We start from the raw sequence: 21,840 nt of genomic DNA on the forward strand, positions 1-21,840 counted from the left end.
AAAGATTCTGGATTGCTTCGCTACGCTCGCAATGACGACGTGGAGGGAGCCCACGGTTCCACAGGCATATCAACTCGTGGATGTCTCCAGACGCGCGAGCAGCGCGGCGCAAGACATCACGCCTCGCCGCGCAGCCAGGCCTTCACCTTTTGCAACAGGCCGTGCCGCAACTCGTCGACCGAGGCGGCTTCGGCGGGTGTCAGCGTCTGCAAGGCTGCATCGAAGTCGTCAGCGGCAGGCGCCGGCTCCGGCGACGCCGCCAGCCCTGCTGCCGCAAGCGCGATCGGGCCGGTCTGGGTCAGGAACGCACGCTCATACTCCCGCGACAGCCGCGCGATCGCGTCGTCCAGCGCGAGCCAGTCGACCGCCCTGATATCGTTCGTCAGCTTGCGGACGGGACCGCCGTCGGCCTCCATCCGCCAGAAATGCACGACTTTTGAGCGCCCGCCGGACTGGTAGACCAACGTGCCCAAAAATTCGTGGATGGCGACGTCGTGGCCGGTCTCCTCCAGCACTTCGCGGTGCGCCGCTTCCTTCGGCGTCTCGCCGTCGTCGAGCTTGCCCTTGGGCAAGACCCATTCGTTGCGCTTGCGCTGACGCACGACCGCAATCAGCGGCGTCGAACCACGCCGCAGCACGATACCACCCGCCGCCATCACCGGCGCTCGCACCATTGCCAAATCCGTCGTCGTCACATCGTCCCCGCCGACGATATAGGCGGCGGGAACGGCGGATTGAAGGCTACTTTCTTCCGAGCAGCGCCTGGCCGGCACGGATGCGCGTACCCTCGGCGATGCCGTCGCAGAAGGTGAAATCGCCGGGCGCGAGGATGATGATGGTCGAGCCGTGCTCGAACCAGCCGAGCTCCTCGCCCTTGGCCACGTTGACGTCACAGGGGAAGTTGACCGGGCCGCGCGTCTGCGCGTTCAGCACCATATCGAGGAAATGCAACCGGATGCTCGCGACCAGGATCGCGGCGACCGGCACCAGTGTCACGGCCTCTCCGGTCGAAAGATGCGTGCGGATCACCGCGCGCTCGTTCTTGCAGAACAGACGTTCGACCCGTTTCAAGGCGATCGGGTTGACGTTCCAGACGTCGCCATGGATCAGCGTGACGCGCTCGATATGCGCATCAAAGGGCGCATGGAAGCGGTGATACATGCTCGAGGTCAGCCGCAGCGTGACGAAGCTCCCGTTGCGGTGCTGATCGACCAGCGCGGAATCGCCGACGAGGTCGAGCAGCGAATAGGGCGCGCCCTTGACCTGGAACAGCTCGGTGTCGGCGATCTTCCCATGCGCGCCGACAATGCCGTCCGATGGACTGGCGACGACGGAAGGATCGGGATCGAACGGCCGCAGGCCCGGCTTCAGCTCGCGGGTGAAGCAGTCATGCAGGCTCTTGAAATGGTCTTTTCGCGCCTCCGACAGATCGAGGTCGGAGAACAGCTTCCACAGCGCGATCGAAAAGTCCCGCACGAGCGGGTTCTCGATCTTGGAGAACCAGCCCATGAAGCGGGTCAGCGCGGCGCGGGGGATGCGGTTGGTCAACAGGAAGTTGAGGTCTTCCTGCTGGGTGAAGGAGGCGATGAGGGCTTTGACTGTCATGAATCTGTCAGCTCACAGTATTAGCGCTTGTTGACATGGAAACGACACTCCCGATTCTCTCGATGTCCGTGGCCGCCGCAGCATCGGCTGCCGCCATCCTCCCGAAGATCAAGGCGCGGGTCGAATTGTCCCGCGCCAAGCATCGCTCGCTGGCCGGGCACTCCAAGATGTCGCGACGGGTGGCAAAGCTGCTCCCGTTCTACGAGTTTGGAGAGAACGACTACTTCTCGTGCGACGGCGCGCCGGCGAACATCGCCGCGCAGCGCAAGGACGGCTTCTTCCGTCTCGCCGCCCTCTACGCCAAGCGCTACCCGAAGGGCCGCGCGATGACGAAGGAGGCCGCGGACAAAATCTCCGACCTGAACTTCACCGAGAGCTACCGCGTGCCGTTCCAGTTCTCGCGCCTGGTCCGCGAGCATCTGGGCACCTCGACCTTCGTGGAATCGTCCAGCGGCGTCACCGTCACGGATGTCGACGGCAACACCTCGTACGATCTTACGGGATCTTACGGCGTCAACATCTTCGGCAACGACTTCTACAAGGAATGCATCGAGGGCGCCGAGAAGCGCGCGCATGCGCTCGGTCCGGTGCTCGGCCCCTACCATCCCGTCATCCTCGAGAACGTGCAGCGGCTCTGCCGGATCTCGGGCCTCGACGAGGTCTCGTTCCACATGTCCGGCACCGAGGCCGTCATGCAGGCGGTGCGCCTGGCGCGCTACCATACCAAGCGCACGCATCTCGTCCGTTTCGCCGGCGCCTATCACGGCTGGTGGGGCGACGTGCAGCCCGGCGTCGGCAACCCGATTGCCGCGCACGAGACCTACACCCTCGCCGAGATGTCGGAGAAGACGCTGCACGTGCTGAAGACGCGCAAGGACATCGCCTGCGTGCTGGTCAATCCGCTGCAGGGGCTGCATCCCAACGCCAACGCGCCCGGCGATTCCGCGCTGGTTGATTCCTCCCGCGGCGGCCATTTCGATCGCGCGGCCTACACGGAATGGCTGAAGAAGCTCCACGAAGTCTGCAGCGAGCGTGGCATCGTGCTGATCTTCGACGAGGTGTTCGTCGGCTTCCGCCTCGCCGCCGGCGGCGCCCAGGAATATTTCGGCGTCAAGGCCGACATGGTGACCTACGGCAAGAGCCTCGCCGGCGGACTGCCGGTCGGCGTCGTCTGCGGCAAGCGCGAGCTGATGCGCCGCTTCCGCGACGATCGTCCCGCCGACATCTGCTTCGCCCGCGGCACCTTCAACTCGCATCCCTACGTCATGACGGCGATGGACGAGTTTTTGAGCCGGCTCGCCAGCCCGAACTTCCGTGCGATCTATGAGGGCCTCGAGGAGACCTGGAACGGCCGCGTGAAGAAGCTCAACGGGATGATGGAAGACGCCGACCTGCCGGTGCGGTTCGCCAACGTCTCGTCGATCTGGACGGTGAAATACACGACGCCCTCCCGCTACAACTGGATGCTGCAATATTATCTGCGTGCCGAAGGCCTGGCGCTGAGCTGGGTCGGCACCGGCCGATTGATCTTCAGCCTGAACTACACCGACGCCGATTTCGGAGAGGTCGCCGACCGCTTCGTCCGCGCCACGCAGAAGATGAAGGCCGACGGTTTCTGGTGGCACGACGGCGTGCTCACCAACAAGCAGATCAAGCGGCAGATTTTGAAAGAGATGCTGACCAAGCGTTTTGGGCGCTGATGCTCCATACTCCGAAGCCGTCATGACCGGGCTTGTCCCGGCCATCCACGCGTCTCCGCACGATGGCTCCAACACGTGGATGCCCGGGACAAGCCCGGGCATGACGTAGACCGTACACATTCGCGATCTGGGCAGGGGCCGTATCAGGCGTGCTGCTCTTCGAGCGTGGGCTCGCCGATGAGACCCAGCGTGTGCTCGGGGTTGAGGTGCAGGCCGGGATCCATCAGCTCGCCGCGCATCAGGGCAAGCGGAGCACTGCGGTAGAGCATCAAATCGTGGAACGGATCGGTCAGGATCTTGGTCATCCAGACGAGACCGGTCTCGACGTCGCGGATGAAGAACAGGTGCACGGTGCGGAACAACAGACCGCCGCCCCCGACCAGGAGCCAGATCTTGGCGACCTGCCGCATGAAGTCGGTCGCGCTGACCCACGGCGAGAACAGGCCGAACAGCGTCGGGTCGAGGAACAGCACCAGGGGCGAGGCCGCCCAGATCGCCATCAGAACGACCTTGCGCTGAAGGTTGTAGCCGACCTTGATCTCTTCCTTGTACTCATGCGTCGCCTGGTTGATGTGGTCGTAAGTATGCGGCTCGAAGAAGAAGTGACCGGCCTGGCGCGAGGTCATCGAGACCAGCCAGCCGACCAGCGCGGAGATCACGGGATCGACGAACAGCCAGACATAGGCGAAGAGGAAGCTCAGCGCGCTGACGAAGTGCAGGCTCTGATTGATGCGGCTGTGGTGATAGTAGCGATGGTCGTCCCAGCGCTGGATCCGCAGCTGCTCGAGATAATTCTTGATCATGCTCTTCCCCAAGATGCTTTCGGATACGGGGTTAAATAGATTCGATGTACGCCGTGTGACAACGTCATCTTGTCATGTGACGGCACGTAGCGGCGCGATGGCGCACGACGTCACGCCGCCTTGGCGATGTCGACCTTACGGAAGCGCACCAGCGAGAAATGACCGAGCGGCGGGATCAAACGGCGCTCGGCGAGCTCGATGCCGTGGGCGCCGGCCAGCCACTTCGCATAACGCGACCAGGCGAACTCGGCGGTACGGAAGCCGAGCGGACGCACCACCGGCTGCAGCTTCTGTTCGATGAAGCGGCGCATGCCGGTGTCGGCACTGACGCGGGTGAGGATGATGAGCTCGCCGCCCGGGCGCAGCACGCGGGCGAATTCGTCGAGCGCCTTTTCGGGGTTCGGCACCGCGGTAACGACATATTGCGCCATGACGACGTCGAAGGAGTTGTCGGGGAATTCGAGCTTCTCGGCGTCCATCACCGCGAGACCCTCGACGTTCTTCAGATTGCCTGCGGCGACGCGGCGGCGCGCCTTGTCGAGCATCGCTTCCGAAATGTCGGTGCCGAAGATGCGCAGGTTCGGCGCGTAGAGCGGCAGCGAGATGCCGGTGCCGACGCCGACCTCGAGCACACGGCCGCCGATCTTGTTGGTGGCCGCGATCGCCGCCTGCCGGCCCTTGGCGAACACGCCGCCGAACACGAGGTCGTAGACCGGCGCCCAACGATCGTAGGCCTGCTCGACCGTGCCGCGGGTAAGGTCGAGCTGCTGGGTGCCGTCAAGGTTCATGATCTTGGCCATCGATGAGGTTCTCGCTGTGGTTCTGATGAAAGATCAACCGCGCACCGGCCGCCGCGCCATGCGAGGCGAGGCGCGCAGGACGCGGCTGGGCTGAAGTGAGGTCAAATTGCCGACGAACTGGCGCGCGCTGTTCTCCCAGGAGCGCTCCAGCGCAAAATTGCGACAGGTCTCGCGCGACATGGTGAGTGCGCGCAGGCACGCGGCGCGCAGATCGTGGTCGATCGCACCGATCGGATGATCGGCGATGACGTCTTTCGGGCCGGTGACCGGAAACGCAGCAACCGGCGTGCCGCAGGCCAGCGCCTCGAGCTGCACCACGCCGAACGTATCGGTCAGGCTCGGAAACACGAACACATCGGCGGCGGCGAGATGCGCGGTGAGATCGGCGCCCTTCTTCTCGCCGAGGAAGACGGCATCAGGATATTTCTTTTCGAGCGCCGCCTTCTGCGGACCGTCGCCGACGACGACCTTGGTGCCGGGCAGATCCAGTGAGAGGAACGCTTCGAGATTCTTCTCCACCGCGACGCGGCCCATGGTCATGAAGATCGGACGCGGCAGGTCGAGCCTGGCCGGCGCGTCAGGGTGGAACAGCTCGGTGTTGACGCCGCGGGTCCAGAAGCCGAGCCGCTTGAAGCCGCGCTCGGACAGCTCCTGCCGCAGCGACGGCGTCGCCACCATGGTCATGGCGGCGGCATCATGGAAATGGCGCAGCACGGCATAGCCGACGGCGGCAGGGATGCCGGTCCGCACCGCGACATATTCGGGAAAGCGCGTCGTGTAGGAGGTGGTGAAGGCGAGCCGGTTGCGACGGCAATAGGCCCGCGCCGCCCAGCCGATCGGACCTTCGGTCGCGATGTGCAGCGCGTCAGGTGCGGCCTTCTCGATCCGCCGCGCGATTTCTTGTCCCGAAGGCAGCGCAAAGCGCAGGCCCGGATAGGTCGGCAGCGGCCAGGACGGAAAGCCGTCCGGGGTGAGGAAGTCGATCTCGACATCGAGACCCTTCGCCGCATTCGCCAGCGAGGTCAGCGTCCGGACCACGCCGTTGACCTGCGGATGCCAGGCATCGGTCGCGATTAATACCCGCATGGGAAAATCCTGAGAGTTTGATGATTCTCAGGCATCGACCATCAACGAAGGATATTTCAGGCGTGTGACGTCATAGAAGTGTCGGCGGGCTGTTTTGTTCGTTAACGGGCCGGCACGGCCACGAAACTGTCATGAAACAATCCTTGCCGCCGTGAAACCGTTTTCGGTTTTCCGCGCAAATGTCCCGAAACGTTTTGCCGTTAGGAAGTCAGGCAACGGAGCACCGAAACGGTGCCGCGGTGGCCGAGACCACCGAGCAAACAGGGGCGATCACATGTTCAATCGGGATACGTTCAAGACGTTTTCGCGCGCCGTTGCTCTCGGCGCAGTCGCGATCTCCGCAATCGCATTTTCGGGTTCGGCCAAGGCCGCGCCGGTGCAGCTCTTCCCGTTCTTCCAGCCACTGCCGCCGATGGCCGCGCCGCAGCCGCTGCAGCCCTATCAGCCCTACCAGACGACGCCTTATCAGGCCGCGCCGTCCGAGGACCAGGACCAGGTCGAGATGCCGGCGCGCTTCCGCCGCCAGACCGTCTCCTACGCCACGCGCGAGGCGCCGGGCACCATCATCATCGATACGCCGAACACCTATCTCTATTACGTGCTCGGTAACGGCCAGGCGCTGCGCTACGGCATCGGCGTCGGTCGCGATGGCTTCACCTGGTCCGGCATCCAGTCGGTGACCAAGAAGGCGGAGTGGCCGGACTGGACGCCTCCGCCGGAGATGATCGCCCGCCAGCCTTATCTGCCGCGCCATATGGCCGGAGGCCCCGGCAATCCGTTGGGAGCCCGCGCCATGTATCTCGGCGGCACCATCTACCGCATCCACGGCACCAACGCGCCCGAGACCATCGGCAAGCACGTCTCCTCCGGCTGCATCCGCATGACCAACGACGACGTCACCGACCTCTATTCGCGCGTCAACGTCGGCACCAAGGTCGTGGTGCTGCCGATGACGGAGCGCCGCGCCGAGCTCGGAACCGCGACGCGCTGAATTGGCAGGACATTGTGACGCAAACGGCCCCGGAACCCACCGGGGCCGCTTTCGTTTGCCCTCGACATGTCGATGCGCGCGCTTGCTGCGGCGCGATCCCCAATGGAGGCGCAGATGCAATCACGCCTGCTCGTCTTGCCAAGCACATGGCCGCGCGCGATCGCCGGCGCCGGAGCATTGACGCTGCTGTTGTCCGCTCCCTCCTCGCTCGCACAGCAGCCGGCGAGCGATGAGGCGGCCCACCAGGCCTTCAACAATTCCTGCCGCACCTGCCACTCGGCGAAAGAAGGCGACAACCGTCTCGGCCCCAACCTCAACAAGATCGTCGGGCGCAAGGCCGGCTCGCTGCCGGACTACAATTATTCGTCCGCAATGAAGGAAGCCGGCTTCGTCTGGGACCAGGACAAGCTCACGCGCTTCATGGTCAAGCCGGACGAGGTGGTGTCGGGCAACAAGATGCAGCCCTATGGCGGCATCTCGGCGGAGGAAGCGGCAAAGGTGGTTGCGTATTTGCAGGCGGCAGGATCGCAATAGCGGCACCTGCGCCGGCTTTGGGCTTGCATCGGAAGTCGCGGCGCATCCTTCGAGACGCCCGCCTGAGGCGGGCCCTCAGGATGAGGGCTGAGTGTGTGACCACCAATCCACACGAAGCGCTTGCACCAAGTCGCAGATGCCAGTTAGCCTCATCCTGAGGAGGCCGCGTAGCGGTCGTCTCGAAGGACGAGGCGTTCAGGATGACCGAAGGAGCGTATCTCTACATTCTTAGATGCGCCGATGGCAGCTACTACATCGGCACGACGCGCACCGAGCTCGAGATCAGGGTCGTGCAGCACAACGCCGGCACGTTCGAGGGCTACACGAGGTCGCGTCGCCCTGTGACACTGGCGTTCTCGCAATGGTTCGATCGCATCACCGACGCGATCGAATGCGAGCGCAAGCTCAAGAAGTGGAGCCGCGCGAAAAAGGAGCCTTCGTGCGCGGCGATTTTGCCGAGCTGCATGAGTTGGCAAAGCGCGGATCAAATCATCCTTCGAGACACCCGCCTGCGGCGGGCCCTCAGGATGAGGGCTGAACGCGCGGCAGCAATTTCGCCGCGGGGCCGATGCCAGTTAGCCTCATCCTGAGGAGCGCGCCCTTGCGCGCGTCTCGAAGGACGAGGCGTTCACACCGGCGGAAGTTCGCCGCTCCGCGATCAGCCTCAGCCATGCCGCCGAATGAAACGCGCTCATCAGGAGATACATCGGCACCATCCCGCCGAGCACCGAGCCGTGCCCGGCGGCGCAAAGCATGTCCGCCGGCCCACTCCCGGCCACGGCCGTCAACACGGCCATGGTCGCGAAGGTCGGCGTGGCCGCCAAGGCCAGCCATCGGGCGAGGTGGCGCGCGGCCACAACGCCCTTGCGGCCGGCGCCGGCGGTTGCGCTGACGGGACTAGTCACGTCCTTCCGCCGCCTCTTTGCGAAAGGCCTTCTCGCCGGCCTCGGAAATCTCGACCCACTTCTTGTCGGGCGCCGCATCTTCCGTGTAGCTGTCGTGCCAGTTCCACCATTTGTAGGTCGGCGTCTGCGGATATCCCTTGGGCGAGTCCTCCCAGACCTCCTGACGGCCGAGCGGGGTGATGTCGAGGTAGTTCCAGGTGCCGCCCATCTGCTCGTCGCCGCGGCTCTTGACGAAATAGGTGCGGAAGATTCGGTCACCGTCGCGGTAGAACACGTTGGTGCCGTGCCATTCGTCCACGCCGAAATCGGCATCGAAACTGTCGGTGACGGTGACCCACGGCATGATCCAGCCCATCCGCTGCTTCAGCCTGATGATATCGGCCTGCGGCGCGCGCGAGGCGAACACCAGCGTGGTGTCGCGGGCATTCAAATGCGCGACGTGGGCGACCTGGTCGGCCACCATGGAGCAGCCGCGGCAGGCGTGATCGGGCCAGCCGAACACGCCCGGCTCGAAGAAGGCACGGTAGACGATCAGCTGCCGCCGCCCCTGGAACAGGTCGAGCAGACTGAGCTTGCCGCCGGGCCCCTCGAACGCATAGGTTTTGGTCACTTGCATCCACGGCATGCGCCGGCGCTCGGCGGCCAGGGCGTCGCGGGCACGGGTATGCGCCTTCTCCTTCACGAGCAGTTGCTGACGGGCTGCCTCCCAGTCCTGCGGCGACACCACCGGCGGTGTTTGCATGCCAGCCTGTCCGTTATTCCGTTCGTTTTGGGCTAATGTCATCATGACTCTCCAAATCTCCTGCATGGGCGATCGGCCTGCGTCTTCCAGAACCGCTCGCCCCTCACCGCACATGGTCGGTTCGACAACGATTTCTGGCACCGCGCGGTTGCGCGGTGGGAGTAACAAGTGTGGCGGGATTTGAATGGAGTCTCTGATCACGGCCGCCGCGCGCGCGCTCGAGGCCGGTGATCCGCTCGGCGCGCTGAACCGGGTTGCGTTGCGCAACGACGCGCCGTCGCTGGCGCTGCGCGGCATCGCGATGGCGCAGCTCGGCGATCTCGCCAAGGCCAAGTCGCTGCTGCGAAGCGCCGCGCGCGCGTTCGGCCCGCGCGAGGCGGTCGCGCGCGCCAGATGCGTGGTCGCCGAAGCCGAGATCGCGCTGGTCTCGCGCGATCTAAGCTGGCCGGACAAGGCGCTCGCCGCGGCACGGGCGGCTCTCGAAAAGCATGGCGATCTCGCCAACGCGGCGCATGCCGGACACATTGCGGCGCGGCGTCTTCTCCTCCTCGGACATGTCGACGAGGCAGAGCATATGCTCGCCGAGCTTAACCCCGCCCCGCTCCCGCCCACCTCACAAGTCGTTCGCGAGCTCGTGCTGGCCGGCATCGCCATACGGCGGCTCAGAACCAAGGATGCGCGCGCGGCGCTCGCGCGGGCAGCCCGCGCGGCGCAACTGGCTGATATCCCCGCGCTCACGGCCGAGGTCGAAAGCGCAAGCCGCGTGCTCGACACGCCGGCGGCACGCCTGATCGTGCACGGCGACGAGCGGCCCCTGCTGCTGGAGGGAATCGAGAATCTCGCAGCATCCGAGGCGCTCGTCGTCGACACCTTCCATCATTCGGTCCGCAGGCGCGGCACCGTCGTGCCGCTCGGCACCCGGCCGGTGCTGTTCGCCCTCGTTCGCATCCTGGCGCAGGCCTGGCCTGCGGACGTCTCGCGGCAGATTCTGATCGCAGGTGCGTTTCACGCCAAACATTTCGATGAATCGCATCGCGCGCGGTTGCGCGTCGAGATCGGACGGCTCCGCACCAAGCTCAAACCGCTCGCCGACGTCTGCGCAACGAAACAGGGGTTTGCGTTGGCGCCGCGCAAGACGCGCGAAATCCTCGTGCTGGCGCGGCCGGTGGAGGAAAAGCACGCCGCTATCCTCGCGCTCCTCTCCGACGGCGAGCCCTGGTCGAGCTCGGCGCTCGCGCTGGCGCTCGGAACGAGCGCGCGCACGGTGCAGCGGGCCCTCGACGAACTGGCGCGGTCGAACAAGGTGCAATGCTTCGGACATGGCCGGGCGCGGCGCTGGATGACGCCGCCCGTCCCGGGTTTCCCGACAGGCTTGTTACTCCCCGCGCCGCTGCTGAAGATGTAACGTTAAGATCACAGGGAACGAGCAGATGAAGCGTTCAGCCGCCGAAATCGTCAGGGAGTATGGACCGTTTGAGGGCGTCGAGGCCGTGCATGGCGTCACCTATGACGGCAGCCATGTCTGGTTCGCATCCGGCGACAAATTGAACGCGGTCGACCCGGCCAGCGGCAAGGTCGCGCGCTCCATCGACGTGGCCGCGCATGCCGGCACGGCATTCGACGGAAGGCACCTGTTCCAGATCGCCGAGGATCGCATCCAGAAGATAGATGCGGCCTCAGGCAAGGTGCTCACCACCATTCCGGCGCCCGGCGGCGGCGGCGATTCCGGCCTGGCCTGGGCCGAGGGATCGCTGTGGGTCGGGCAATATCGCGAGCGCAAGATCCATCAGGTCGATCCGGACACTGGCAAGGTTCTTCGCACCATCGAGAGCAAGCGCTTCGTGACCGGGGTGACCTGGGTCGACGGCGAGCTCTGGCACGGCACCTGGGAGAACGAAGAGAGCGACGTGCGACGGATCGACCCTGAGACGGGTAAGGTGCTCGAGCAGCTCGACCTGCCGGCCGGGACGATGGTTTCAGGATTGGAATCCGATGGCGGCGATCGCCTGTTCTGCGGCGGCGGCGCCGCCGGCAAGGTGAGAGCAGTCCGCCGTCCCAGGCGCAGCTAAGTCACGGTGAAATGAGCGCGCGCCTCGTCCTTCGAGACGACCGCTTCGCGGTCTCCTCAGGATGAGGCTAAGCAACATCGGCGTTCGTTGAAACTGGCGCCGCCCGCTCGGTCCTCATCCTGAGGGCCCGCCGACGGCGGGCGTCTCGAAGGATGGCCACAGTCGAGATCGCGGCTATGTGCGATTGCCCGGCTTGCGGGACAGGGCTCCCTGCAAGCGAAGCACCTGTGTAGAACCTCAAACCGGCGCCGTTAACCCATTCGCCGCAATTCCACCCCATCGGTGCGCTCTAGCGCCCTTCTCGCTCGCCCTGTAGAATCCCGGCCGGGGCGGCTTGGGGGATTGATGCGGCTAACGTTGAATCTGAAGACTATCCTGGTCGGCGTCGCCGTGCTCGCGGCGTCGTTCTTCGTCAGCCTGAAGGCGATGGACTGGCTGTCGCCGCGCGCGACGAATTCGGCGCCACCGGTCGCGCAATTGCCGCCGCTGCCGCCGGTCGCGAAGAGCTCGATCGTGATCGCGCCGGTCGCCATCGCGATCTCGGCGATCCGCGAGCAGGCCGAGAAGGCCGCGCCACGCAATTTCTCAGGGAAGGCCGACAACCCGATCTCGCAGATCCTGGAGAACGCCGACATCGGCTGGTCCGCTGTGCGCGGGCCGATGGCGGCGGCCGGCGACAAGGACGTGCTCACGATCTCGACGCCGCTGTCCGGCAAGCTGAACGTGACGGGCTCGCTGTCGGCGAAGGCCACGGGCGCGCTCGGCGAGGCGCTCGGCAGCGTGCTCGGCGGTGATGCTGCGAAACGGATCGGCGCCGTCAACATCAAGAATTTGAATGCCAGCGCCGAGATCAAGGGCAACGTGGTCGTCACCTCCCGCCCGAAGCTCGCGGCCAACTGGCACCTCGAGCCCAATCTCGGCGCCCAGGTCAATCTCGGCGACACCAACCTTGCGGTGGCCGGCGCCAAGGTCAACGTGCCGGCGCAGGTCAAGCCGCTGATCGACAAGAATGTCGGCGAGCAGATCAACATCGTCTCCGAACGCATCCGCAACGATCCGAGCCTGCGCGAGAATGCGAAGTTGCAATGGGCCAAGGCGTGCCGCTCGATCCCGCTGCAGGGATCTAGCTCCTCGGCCACGCTTCCGCCGCTCTGGCTCGAGATGAAACCGATCCGCGCCATCGCCGCGCAGCCGCGCGTCGACGCGCAGGCGGTGACGCTGCTGATGGGCCTGGAAGCGGAGACCCGCGTCACCTCGACGCCGACCAAGCCGGACTGTCCGTTTCCCGACAAGATCTCGATCGTGCCGCCGACCGGCACCGGCGTGAACATCGGCGTGCCGATCGACGTGCCCTTCACCGAGATCAACAAGCTGATCAGCGCGCAGATGGTCGGCCGCACCTATCCCGAGGACGGCTCCGGCCCGGTCGACGTCACCGTGAAGAGCGCCAACGTGATCCCGTCGGGCGACCGGCTGCTGATCTCGCTGCTGGTCCGCGCCAAGGAGAAGAAGAGCTGGCTCGGCCTCGGCGCCGAGGCGACCGTCCACATCTGGGGGCGGCCGGTGCTCGATCAGGCGCAACAGACGCTGCGGCTCACCGACATCCAGCTCGCGGTGGAATCCGAAGCTGCGTTCGGCCTGCTCGGCGCCGCGGCGCGCGCCGTCGTGCCGCAGATGCAGCAGGCGCTGCTGCAGAAGGCGACGCTCGACCTGAAGCCGATCGCCGCCAACGCCCGCGAGAAGATCGCCGCCGCGATCGCCGATTACCAGAAGAGTGAGGACGGCCTCAAGGTCGACGCCAAGATCGACAGCCTGACGCTGGCCGACATCGCCTTCGATTCCAAAACGTTGCGCGTGGTCGCGGAGGCCGGCGGCTCGCTGAATGTGTATGTGAGCAAGCTGTCGGGAATGTAGCGCGCGCGCTCACGGCATGGCTGTCGCATTTGAGAGCTGTCCCTGCGCCCATCCTTCGAGACGCCCGCCTTTGGCGGGCCCTCAGGATGAGGCTGGAGTGTGCGGCAGCCGTTTCAACGAGCACCTATGCCGCTTAGCCTCATCCTTAGGAGACCGCAAAGCGGTCGTCTCGAAGGACGAGGCGCACAAGCTGCCGCCGCGAATCGTATGCGATAGCCTGCACTCCCGCGCCTCTTCATCGCTTGCGCCGCTGGCATTCTCATCGGAGGATGCTAAGCTGCCCCTCGCAACCTCGAACGAGGTTCTGACAAGCATTGTAGCGGCAAGCCGAGGACAACATGGAAGCCGGCATGGTCACGCCCGCGCCGGCATTGGTGCGCTTTTCCGGCATTCAGAAGACCTATGATGGCGAGCACCTCGTGGTGAAAAACCTCGATCTCGACATCAGGAAGGGCGAGTTCATCACCCTGCTCGGCCCGTCGGGCTCGGGCAAGACGACCACGCTGATGATGCTGGCCGGCTTCGAGGTGCCGACCCATGGCGAGATTTACCTCGCGGAACGGCCCATCAAGAACATGCCGCCCCACAAGCGCGACATCGGCATGGTGTTCCAGAACTATGCCTTGTTTCCGCACCTGACGATCGCCGAGAATATCGCCTTCCCGCTATCCGTTCGCAAGACGAGCAAGGCGGAAGCGCAGGAGCGCGTCAAATCGGCGTTGCGCATGATCAAGATGGAAGCCCTGGCGCACCGGCGGCCCGGACAGCTGTCCGGCGGCCAGCAACAGCGCGTGGCGCTGGCCCGTGCGCTGGTTTTCAACCCGCAGCTCGTGCTGATGGACGAGCCGCTCGGCGCCCTCGACAAGCGCCTGCGCGAGCAGATGCAGCTGGAGATCAAACAACTGCACGAGAGGATGGGCATCACTGTCGTCTACGTCACCCACGATCAGAGCGAAGCGCTCACCATGTCGGACCGCATCGCCGTGTTCAACGACGGCATCGTGCAGCAGATCGACAGGCCCGACGCGCTGTACGAGCATCCGGTGAACAGCTTCGTTGCCCATTTCATCGGCGAGAACAATGTGCTGGCCGGCACCGTCGAGACGGTCGACAAGGACTATTGCCGCGTCGCGTTGACCGGCGGCGGCGCCGTGACCGCCCGGGCGATCAATGTATCGGGCCCGGGCGCATCGACCTCGCTGTCGGTACGGCCGGAGCGGATCGCCATTGTCACGGACGGCAGCTCCAGCGACGGAGCAAACCGCCTGCCGGCGAAGGTGCAGAACACCATCTATCTCGGCGACCATGCGCTGGCCGTGCTCGACGTCGCCGGCAACGCCGAGTTCATGGTCAAGCTTCAGCCGGGGGCGCATCATGATCTCACACATGGCGAAAGCGTCTTCATCAGCTTCCGCCCGGACGATTGCCTCGCCCTCGATCCCGTCTGATCCAGCGCAAGCGGGCCTGGGAACAATCAACCTCAACGCCACTCACATGAAAGAAGGAACCAAGACCATGCTGAAGCGCAAGATTGGCAAGATTGCTCTGGGTTTCGCCGCCGCGCTCGGTGCCAGCGCCGCGCTGGCGACGGTCGCACAGGCGCGTGACCTCACCGTGGTGTCGTGGGGCGGCGCGTACCAGGAGGCCCAGAAGAAGGTCTATTTCGAGCCGTTCAAGAAGGCGGCCGGAATTGCCATGAACGACGAGTCCTGGGACGGCGGTGTCGGCGTGCTGCGGGCCAAGGTGCAGGGCGGCGCCGCCACCTGGGACGTCGTCCAGGTCGAGAGCGACGAACTGGCGGTCGGCTGCGAGGAAGGCCTGTTCGAGAAGCTGGACTACACCAAGATCGGCGGCGAGGCCGCCTATATCCCGCCATCGGTCAATCCGTGCGGCGTCGGCGCCATCCTCTACGATTTTGTTCTCGGCTACGACAAGGACAAGCTGAAGGACGCCCCGAAGGGCTGGGCCGACTTCTTCGATACCAAGAAGATTCCGGGCAAGCGCGCCCTCCGTCAGGGCCCGAAGACCACGCTGGAGATCGCGCTCATGGCCGACGGCGTCGCACCGAAGGACGTCTACAAGGTGCTTGCGACCGACGAGGGTGTCGAGCGCGCCTTCAAGAAGCTCGACACCATCAAGGGTGACATCGTCTGGTGGAAGGCCGGCGCCCAGCCGCCGCAACTGCTCGCCTCCGGCGAGGTGGCGATGACCTCGGTCTACAATGGCCGCATCGACACCGCCAACAAGAACGAGAAGAAGAACTTTGGCATGGTGTGGGACGGCGCGCTTTTCACTCTCGACAGCTGGGTCATTCTGAAGGGAAGCCCGAACAAGGACGCCGCCTACAAGTTCCTGGATTTCGTCGGCAAGGCGGGGAACCAGTCGAAACTGTCGGAGAACATCGCCTACGGCACCTCCAACAAGGACGCAGCCGGCAGGCTCTCGCCCGCCGTGCTGAAGGACCTGCCGACCGCGCCCGACAACATCAAGAACGCGGTCGAGATCAACGTCGCGTTCTGGCTCGAGAACATCGACCGCCTGACCGAGCGCTTCAACAAATGGGCCGCGAAGTAGCGCGCGGCCGAAATGGTGCAGGGAGCAAGTAGAGGATGCGTGGCGGATACCTCGCCCGTCGCGCATCCTTCGAGACGCCCGCCTACGGCGGGCCCTCAGGATGAGGTCTGAGTCTGTGGCAGCGATTCTACACGCACCGATGTCGAGGAGCCTCATCCTGAGGAGACCGCGAAGCGGTCGTCTCGAAGGACGAAGCGCGCGCTCGGGCCGCTCCAAACCTGAAGCGCCGAGGGATGTACGGCCAAAGAGGCTGGCGCCGTGACGGATGGGCTCCTGACCAGCGCCAGCGCGCCGACCGGGGTGCCGCTGAAGCGGCGATTGAGGCGCGCCGAGCGGGCACGGCAGCTCAAGGCGCTCGCGCTGGTCGCGCCGCTCCTCGTCTTCCTGCTCTTCACCTTCGCCGGGCCCATCGCCGGCATGCTGTGGCGCGCGGTCGATGACCGCGAGGTGCGTCAGGTCCTGCCTCAAACCATAGCTGCTCTCGCCGACTGGGACGGCAAGGACCTGCCGAACGAAAAGGCGTACGCGGCGCTCGCAAGCGACGTGCTGGCGGCACGCGCCGCCGGCACCATTGCGATTGCGGCCAAGCGGCTGAACTACGCGCTGAACGGTTTTCGCACGATCCTGACCAGCACCGCCCGCAATCTGAAGGCCGCGCCCGAACCCGGCACCGCCAAGGAGACTCTGGGCAAGATCAATCCGGCCTGGCGCGAACGCGCCACCTGGACGACGATCAAGGACGCCAGCGGTCCCATCACGGGCTTCTACCTTCTGGCGGCGCTCGATCTGACGCGGAATGCGGACGGCGCGATCGTCGCGGCGTTGCCGGACCAGGCCATTTACCGCCAGGTTTTCACCCGCACCTTCATCATCAGCCTCAGCGTCACCCTGCTCTGCCTGATCCTCGGCTTCCCGGTCGCCTACCTCTTGGCGACGCTGCCGCCGGAACGGTCGAACCTCTTGATGATCTTCGTCCTGCTGCCGTTCTGGACGTCGCTTCTGGTCCGCACCTGCGCCTGGATCGTGCTGCTGCAGAGCAAGGGCGTCGTCAACGACAGCCTGCGCTGGCTTGGCATCATCGACGAGCCGTTGCGCCTGATCTACAACCGCTTCGGCGTCTGCGTGGCAATGACCCACGTTCTCCTGCCCTTCATGATCCTGCCGCTCTACAGCAGCATGAAGGCCATTTCGCCAGCTTACTTGCGGGCCGCCGCCTCGCTCGGCGCACCACCCCTCACCGCTTTCTTGCGGATCTACCTGCCGCAAACCTTGCCCGGCATCGGCGCGGGAAGCCTGCTCGTCTTCATCCTGGCGCTCGGCTACTACATCACGCCGGCGCTCGTCGGCGGCGCCGCCGATCAGATGATCAGCTATTTCATCGCGCTCTACACGACCGAAACGGCCAATTGGGGTCTTGCTTCGGCGCTCGGTGCGGTGCTGCTGCTGGCCACCATTCTCTTGGCGCTCGTCTACGGAAAGCTGGTGCAGGGCCAGCAGGTCACGGGGGGCATGAAGAATTGAGCGACAATTCCTCCTTGCGCACACAGAGCCAGCGCATCGCGTGGACGGCGACCATCGTCGTCTCCACGCTGGTGTTCATCTTCCTGATCGCGCCGATCCTGGCGATCATGCCGCTGTCGTTCAGCTCGGGCTCGTACCTCACCTATCCGCTGCCGGGCCTGTCCTTGCGCTGGTACGACGACTTCATCACGTCGCCGCGCTGGATGAATTCGTTGAAGAACAGCGTGATCATCGGCGTGGCCTCGACGGCACTGTCCATGGTGCTTGGCACGCTGGCCGCGCTGGGGCTGGCGCAGTGGAAGAGCCGTCTCAAACCGCTCGTTCTGGCCTTCGTGCTGTCGCCGGTCGTCGTGCCCGGCGTCATCACCGCCGTGGGCCTGTATTTCTTCTTCGCGCCGATCGGACTGACCGGCAGCTATCTCGGCCTCATCCTCGCCCACACCGCGCTGGCGACGCCCTTCGTTGTGATCACGGTCGGCGCGACCCTCCAAAGCTTCGACACCAATCTGGCGCGCGCCGCCGCCTCGCTCGGCGCCTCGCCGCTTGAGGCGTTCCGCCGCGTGATCCTGCCGCTGATCCTGCCTGGCCTCGCATCGGGCGCGCTGTTCGCCTTCGCGACCAGCTTCGACGAGGTGGTGATCGTGCTGTTCATGGCGGGTCCCGAGCAGCGCACCCTGCCGCGCGAGATGTTCAGCGGCATCCGCGAGAACATCAGCCCGACCATCACCGCCGCGGCATTGATCCTGACTACGGTGTCGGTCATCCTCCTCGCCACCATGGAAGCCTTGCGCCGCCGCAACGAACGGCTCAAGGCCGGCGGCTGAAGCGGCGGTGCAACTTCTCCCTCTCCCCGCCTGCGGCCGCAAGCGGGGCGAGGTGAAACAGACACGACAGCGCGCCCGGTGAAAACCGGACGCGCTTCGTCTACTCGCTCAGGACCGCATTACTCCGAATACTTGAACTCCGGCATGTTCTTCAGCTCGTCCTTGCTGGCATTGAACACGGCGTGATCCGGATACCATTTCGACGAGGACGACGTCGTGGTCGTCGCAGTCTTGTCGGTGCCGGTCGCAGCGCCCGTGGTCGTCGTCGCCGCGGGCTTCGCGCCCGGATTCGTGGCAGCGCCGGTATAGGCAACGGCCTCATTGACGAACTTCAGCTTCTCATAGGGCACGGCGACCAGATGCTCGCCCATACCGAGGAAGCCACCGACGCCGATCACGGCGATCTTGATGGCGCCGCTCTTGTCCATCAACAGATCGTTGATGGAGCCGATGTTCTCGTTCGCTTCGTTATAGATCTTCAGGCCCGACATCTTCGAGGCGCGCCATTCGCCCGACGCCGTGGTGGTGGTCGTGGTGGCCGCCGCGGCCGGCGCCTTGTCGGTGGTGGCGGTCGGCGATTGCGCGAACGCAACGGTTGCAAGCAGTGCGGTGCCGGCGAGGCCGGCGGCGATCGATTTCGTCAGCATGTTGTCCTCTCCTTCACAAGAAACTCGTGTGGAGAAAACAGCGCTGATCACACGCAGTTCCTTGCGCGCGGCAATTTCGTCGCGCGATGCGCGAGTGCGAAAAACCCGCAAGGAATGTTCCTGCGTCACTCAGGAACATTTTGCGGCGCACGGTTCCCCGCCGACGATCAGGCACCCTGGATGAAGCAAGATCGCGGCGAGGACCGCGCCGACCCGCGTCGCTCGGGGTCAGCTCTTGTAGTCGATCAAAAGCGCGGAGAAGTCGGAGCCGCCGGATGAGCTGCCGTTGGCGCCGTAGGACGATGCCGAGGATTGCGATTGCTGCAGCGCCTGGAGGAATTGCTGGAGTATCTCGGCGGTGGTCTGGTCGCTGGACGTGCTGCTGGTCGTGTCGGTGGAGGACGACGAATCCGAGGAGCTGTCGTCCGGCGGCGGGCCGGGCGGAGGTCCGCCTGCGCCGCCGGGGCCACCCGCTCCACCCGCTCCGCTCGCGAAGGCGGACTGAAACACGCCCTTGAGCGCTTCGGCCTGGTCCGAGGTCAGCGTCCCGTTGGACACTTCATTCGAGATGAGGTCGTCGATCTTCGACTGCATGTCCTCCTTGGAGGGGCGCGTGCCGCTCGACTGGTCGCTCGACCGGCCCTGCTGGAGCGCCGTGTCGATGTCGGTCAGCGCCGTCGAGAGCGCGGACTGATCAGACGACGAGATCGTGCCGGCGGACACTTCCGATTGCAATTCCTGCTGCAACCGCTGCAGCGGCGACTGGTAGTTGCCGGCGGAGGCCGCCGAAATCGAGGTCATGGATGGCTCCGTGGATATTGCGGGGTTTCGTCGCGGACCACGCCACGGTATGGTTAACGGACTTAACGAGACCTTGCCGCTCCGCAGGCGCGCGATTGCCGCCTGTTGCGGGAAGCCGGGCAGAAACAATCCGAAACAAAAATCTTCGCCATTTGGCCCGAATCTTGGACAAACAAAGCGCATGGCCATTCCCAATCCCAACATCCTGGTCGTCGAGGACGACCGCGAAACGCGGACGTTGATTGCGAAGTACCTGCGCAACAACGCCTGCAACGTCACCGCCGTGAGCGACGGCCGCGAGATGTCACGCGCCATGGCCGATCACCGCATCGACCTCATCATTCTCGACGTCATGCTGCCCGTCGAGGACGGCCTCAGCCTGTGTCGCAAGGTGCGTGCCGAGGCACAGACGCCGATCATCATGCTGACCGCGCGCGGCGAGGACGTCGATCGGATCGTTGGCCTCGAGATGGGCGCGGACGACTATCTGCCCAAACCCTTCAACCCGCGCGAGCTGCTCGCCCGCATCAACGCGGTGCTGCGCCGCCAGGCCGCGGCGCAAGCGGCAAGCTCGATCGAAGGCGCCTCCACGCTCACCTTCGAGGGCTGGCACATCGATCTGCGGCTGCGCGAATTGCGCAATCCGGAAGGTGCGCGCGTCGCGGTGACCAGCGCCGAATTCGATCTCTTGCGCACGTTCTGCGAACGGCCCGGCCGCGTGCTGTCGCGCGACAGCCTGCTCGACCTCACGCAAGGCCGCAACACCGGCTCGTTCGAGCGCTCCATCGATGTGCTGGTCAGCCGCATCCGCCGCAAGATCGAACCCAACCCGGCCGATCCCACCCTGATCAAGACGGTGCGCTCCGGCGGCTATCTGTTCACGCCGCGAACGCAGGTCGCAGTCCTTCAATCGGCAAATTCTCAAGCGGCAAGCCCTCAAGCAGCGAGCACTGAAGCGGTTGCGGCGCCCCTGAGCAATTGAAGGGGACGCCGACGATGAGGCCGTTCGGGTTCTTTCACCTCAAGGGGATCGGCGGGCAGATCGCCGCGCTGGTGCTGGCTTCGACCGTCGCGCTCCATCTCGTCGTCACTACCGCCTTCCTGATCAGCCGGCCGGATCGCTCCGACATGCCGCCGGATGGCGCGCATCAACTGACCGATGCCGCGCTGCTGCTCGGCTCGGCCGAGGCCGGCGAGCGGCCGCGCCTCGTCGCCGATCTCGCGCGCGCCTTTCCCAAGCTCGGCATCGAACTGCTCGCCCCTGGCACCGTAAGCGTCGAGGAGAGCGACAATCAGCCCCTGCGCGGAATGCGCCGTCATCTCGGACGCGGCTACAAGGCGGTCCAGCTGGCCTCGAGCGGCCCCCAATCCCGCGTCGGCGTCGAGTTGCCCGACGGCACCATGATCGCCGGGCATGTCGACGGCGGGCCGCGGCCATGGTTCTGGGGGGCGCCCTGGCTGATGGCGCTGATGACCGCCTTCATCTGCGTCTCCGTGCTCGGCCTGTGGGCGGCGCGGGCGCTGGCCGCTCCGCTGTCGTCCTTTGCCAAGGCCGCCGAGAATTTCAGCCTGGACGGCGGGGCAGAACCCCTGCCCGAGCGCGGTCCGGAAGAGATCCGCTCGGTGGCGCGCGCGCTCAACCGCATGCACGAGCGGATCGCCCGCCTGATGTCGGATCGCACCCGCATGCTGGCCGCGATCAGCCACGATCTGCGCACCCCGATCACGCGTCTGCGCCTGCGTGCCGAGTTCATCGAGGACGAGACCAACCGCAAGCGCATGCTGATCGACCTCGACCAGATGCGCGCGATGCTGGAGAGCGTGCTGTCGCTGCTGCGCAACGACCGCAAGGTCGAAGCCGTGACGCTGGTCGACATCGCCAGCACGCTCCAGCTCGTCGCCGACCAGTTCGGCGACATGGGCCATGTCGTGCATTATGACGGACCGGCGTCCGCGACCGCCGCCGCGCGGCCCGACGATCTGCATCGCGGCGTCACCAACCTCGTCGAGAACGCGGTGCGCTTCGGCGCCGAGGTGACGATCCGCCTCGACGTCTCGGGCAGCAGGCTCGTCATCGACGTCGAGGACGACGGTCCCGGCATTTCGGATGCGCGCAAGCAGGAGATGCTGGAGCCGTTCGTGCGCGGGGACGATGCGCGCACCATGGACGAGTCCACCGGCTTCGGGCTCGGCCTGTCGATCGCGCGCGCCATCGCGCTCGCCCATGGCGGCGAGCTGTCCCTGCACGACCGCGCCCCGCACGGACTGATCGTGCGGATGCAATTGCCGCTCTGGCAGCAGCCTAGGCTTGCGGCGGCTTAAGA

21 protein-coding genes and 1 pseudogene are annotated in these 21,840 nt (G+C 65.3%); 13 read left to right on the forward strand and 9 right to left on the reverse strand.

Annotated elements, in window-relative coordinates:
- Window positions 1-116 precede the first annotated feature (116 nt).
- The gene (locus UNPA324_RS10345) at window positions 117-674 is read right to left on the reverse strand and encodes an NUDIX hydrolase (protein ID WP_141934615.1); all 558 of its coding nucleotides are present in this window, start codon (window positions 672-674) and stop codon (window positions 117-119) included.
- A gap of 67 nt (window positions 675-741) precedes the next feature.
- A complete protein-coding gene (gene asd, locus UNPA324_RS10350) occupies window positions 742-1,605 on the reverse strand; it encodes an archaetidylserine decarboxylase (RefSeq protein WP_128917307.1) in 864 nt (287 codons plus the stop codon).
- 35 nt (window positions 1,606-1,640) lie between these two features.
- Between asd and UNPA324_RS10355 the strand changes: the two genes are divergently transcribed.
- Window positions 1,641-3,305, forward strand: coding sequence for an aminotransferase class III-fold pyridoxal phosphate-dependent enzyme (locus UNPA324_RS10355; RefSeq protein ID WP_141934616.1), 1,665 nt, complete (start codon window positions 1,641-1,643; stop codon window positions 3,303-3,305).
- Between the two features lie 143 nt (window positions 3,306-3,448).
- Here UNPA324_RS10355 and UNPA324_RS10360 read toward each other — a convergent pair whose 3' ends face one another.
- From UNPA324_RS10360 to UNPA324_RS10370, 3 genes are all read right to left on the reverse strand, one after another.
- Window positions 3,449-4,108, reverse strand: coding sequence for a hypothetical protein (locus tag UNPA324_RS10360; RefSeq protein WP_141934617.1), 660 nt, complete (start codon window positions 4,106-4,108; stop codon window positions 3,449-3,451).
- Window positions 4,109-4,218: 110 nt separating this feature from the next.
- Window positions 4,219-4,908: a class I SAM-dependent methyltransferase gene (locus tag UNPA324_RS10365; RefSeq protein WP_128917310.1), complete on the reverse strand. Its 690-nt coding sequence runs from the start codon at window positions 4,906-4,908 to the stop codon at window positions 4,219-4,221.
- A 33-nt stretch (window positions 4,909-4,941) separates the two neighbouring features.
- Window positions 4,942-5,994, reverse strand: coding sequence for a glycosyltransferase family 4 protein (locus tag UNPA324_RS10370; RefSeq protein WP_141934618.1), 1,053 nt, complete (start codon window positions 5,992-5,994; stop codon window positions 4,942-4,944).
- 274 nt (window positions 5,995-6,268) lie between these two features.
- Between UNPA324_RS10370 and UNPA324_RS10375 the strand changes: the two genes are divergently transcribed.
- The 3 genes and pseudogenes from UNPA324_RS10375 to UNPA324_RS10385 all read left to right on the forward strand — a co-directional run bounded on the left by UNPA324_RS10375 (window position 6,269) and on the right by UNPA324_RS10385 (window position 8,057).
- Window positions 6,269-6,985 (forward strand): L,D-transpeptidase, encoded by a 717-nt coding sequence (locus UNPA324_RS10375; protein ID WP_128917312.1) that lies wholly within the window; start codon window positions 6,269-6,271, stop codon window positions 6,983-6,985.
- Between the two features lie 102 nt (window positions 6,986-7,087).
- Window positions 7,088-7,519: a c-type cytochrome gene (locus UNPA324_RS10380; protein WP_128917313.1), complete on the forward strand. Its 432-nt coding sequence runs from the start codon at window positions 7,088-7,090 to the stop codon at window positions 7,517-7,519.
- 200 nt (window positions 7,520-7,719) lie between these two features.
- Window positions 7,720-8,057, forward strand: a pseudogene (locus UNPA324_RS10385) (GIY-YIG nuclease family protein).
- Between the two features lie 43 nt (window positions 8,058-8,100).
- Here the strand turns inward: UNPA324_RS10385 and UNPA324_RS10390 are convergent.
- Window positions 8,101-8,424, reverse strand: a complete 324-nt coding sequence (locus tag UNPA324_RS10390) for a hypothetical protein (RefSeq protein ID WP_141934619.1) — start codon at window positions 8,422-8,424, stop codon at window positions 8,101-8,103.
- On the reverse strand, window positions 8,417-9,208 hold the full coding sequence (locus UNPA324_RS10395) for a DUF899 domain-containing protein (RefSeq protein WP_430641899.1): 792 nt from the start codon (window positions 9,206-9,208) through the stop codon (window positions 8,417-8,419). The genes UNPA324_RS10390 and UNPA324_RS10395 overlap by 8 nt, the downstream gene beginning before the upstream one ends.
- Before the next feature lie 142 nt (window positions 9,209-9,350).
- On the opposite strand from UNPA324_RS10395, the gene UNPA324_RS10400 reads away from it, so the two are divergent.
- The 7 genes from UNPA324_RS10400 (at window position 9,351) to UNPA324_RS10430 (ending at window position 18,068) form a co-directional block, all read left to right on the forward strand.
- Window positions 9,351-10,571: a helix-turn-helix domain-containing protein gene (locus UNPA324_RS10400; protein ID WP_141934620.1), complete on the forward strand. Its 1,221-nt coding sequence runs from the start codon at window positions 9,351-9,353 to the stop codon at window positions 10,569-10,571.
- Between the two features lie 25 nt (window positions 10,572-10,596).
- Entirely contained in the window at window positions 10,597-11,235 is a 639-nt protein-coding gene (locus UNPA324_RS10405; protein ID WP_128917317.1) for a Vgb family protein, read from the forward strand.
- Window positions 11,236-11,580: 345 nt separating this feature from the next.
- Window positions 11,581-13,149 carry a DUF4403 family protein gene (locus UNPA324_RS10410; RefSeq protein WP_128917318.1) on the forward strand — a complete coding sequence of 523 codons (1,569 nt, stop codon included), beginning with the start codon at window positions 11,581-11,583 and terminating at the stop codon, window positions 13,147-13,149.
- Window positions 13,150-13,487: 338 nt separating this feature from the next.
- The gene (locus UNPA324_RS10415; RefSeq protein WP_141934621.1) at window positions 13,488-14,597 is read left to right on the forward strand and encodes an ABC transporter ATP-binding protein; all 1,110 of its coding nucleotides are present in this window, start codon (window positions 13,488-13,490) and stop codon (window positions 14,595-14,597) included.
- A 67-nt stretch (window positions 14,598-14,664) separates the two neighbouring features.
- Window positions 14,665-15,723, forward strand: coding sequence for an ABC transporter substrate-binding protein (locus tag UNPA324_RS10420; protein WP_141938806.1), 1,059 nt, complete (start codon window positions 14,665-14,667; stop codon window positions 15,721-15,723).
- 258 nt (window positions 15,724-15,981) lie between these two features.
- On the forward strand, window positions 15,982-17,244 hold the full coding sequence (locus UNPA324_RS10425) for an ABC transporter permease (RefSeq protein ID WP_141934622.1): 1,263 nt from the start codon (window positions 15,982-15,984) through the stop codon (window positions 17,242-17,244).
- The gene (locus tag UNPA324_RS10430) at window positions 17,241-18,068 is read left to right on the forward strand and encodes an ABC transporter permease (protein ID WP_164935966.1); all 828 of its coding nucleotides are present in this window, start codon (window positions 17,241-17,243) and stop codon (window positions 18,066-18,068) included. Before UNPA324_RS10425 ends, UNPA324_RS10430 begins: the two co-directional genes overlap by 4 nt.
- A 119-nt stretch (window positions 18,069-18,187) precedes the next feature.
- On the opposite strand, the gene UNPA324_RS10435 is transcribed toward UNPA324_RS10430, so the two are convergent.
- Window positions 18,188-18,715, reverse strand: coding sequence for a PRC-barrel domain-containing protein (locus UNPA324_RS10435; protein WP_128917321.1), 528 nt, complete (start codon window positions 18,713-18,715; stop codon window positions 18,188-18,190).
- Between the two features lie 228 nt (window positions 18,716-18,943).
- Window positions 18,944-19,516: a hypothetical protein gene (locus UNPA324_RS10440; RefSeq protein ID WP_141934623.1), complete on the reverse strand. Its 573-nt coding sequence runs from the start codon at window positions 19,514-19,516 to the stop codon at window positions 18,944-18,946.
- 181 nt (window positions 19,517-19,697) lie between these two features.
- Between UNPA324_RS10440 and UNPA324_RS10445 the strand changes: the two genes are divergently transcribed.
- Both UNPA324_RS10445 and UNPA324_RS10450 read left to right on the forward strand, forming a co-directional pair.
- Entirely contained in the window at window positions 19,698-20,498 is an 801-nt protein-coding gene (locus UNPA324_RS10445; RefSeq protein ID WP_141934624.1) for a response regulator, read from the forward strand.
- Between the two features lie 14 nt (window positions 20,499-20,512).
- The gene (locus UNPA324_RS10450; protein ID WP_141934625.1) at window positions 20,513-21,838 is read left to right on the forward strand and encodes an ATP-binding protein; all 1,326 of its coding nucleotides are present in this window, start codon (window positions 20,513-20,515) and stop codon (window positions 21,836-21,838) included.
- Window positions 21,839-21,840: the final 2 nt, after the last annotated feature.

It is taken from the genome of Bradyrhizobium sp. UNPA324 (assembly GCF_006658635.1).
Classification (GTDB): domain Bacteria; phylum Pseudomonadota; class Alphaproteobacteria; order Rhizobiales; family Xanthobacteraceae; genus Bradyrhizobium; species Bradyrhizobium nanningense.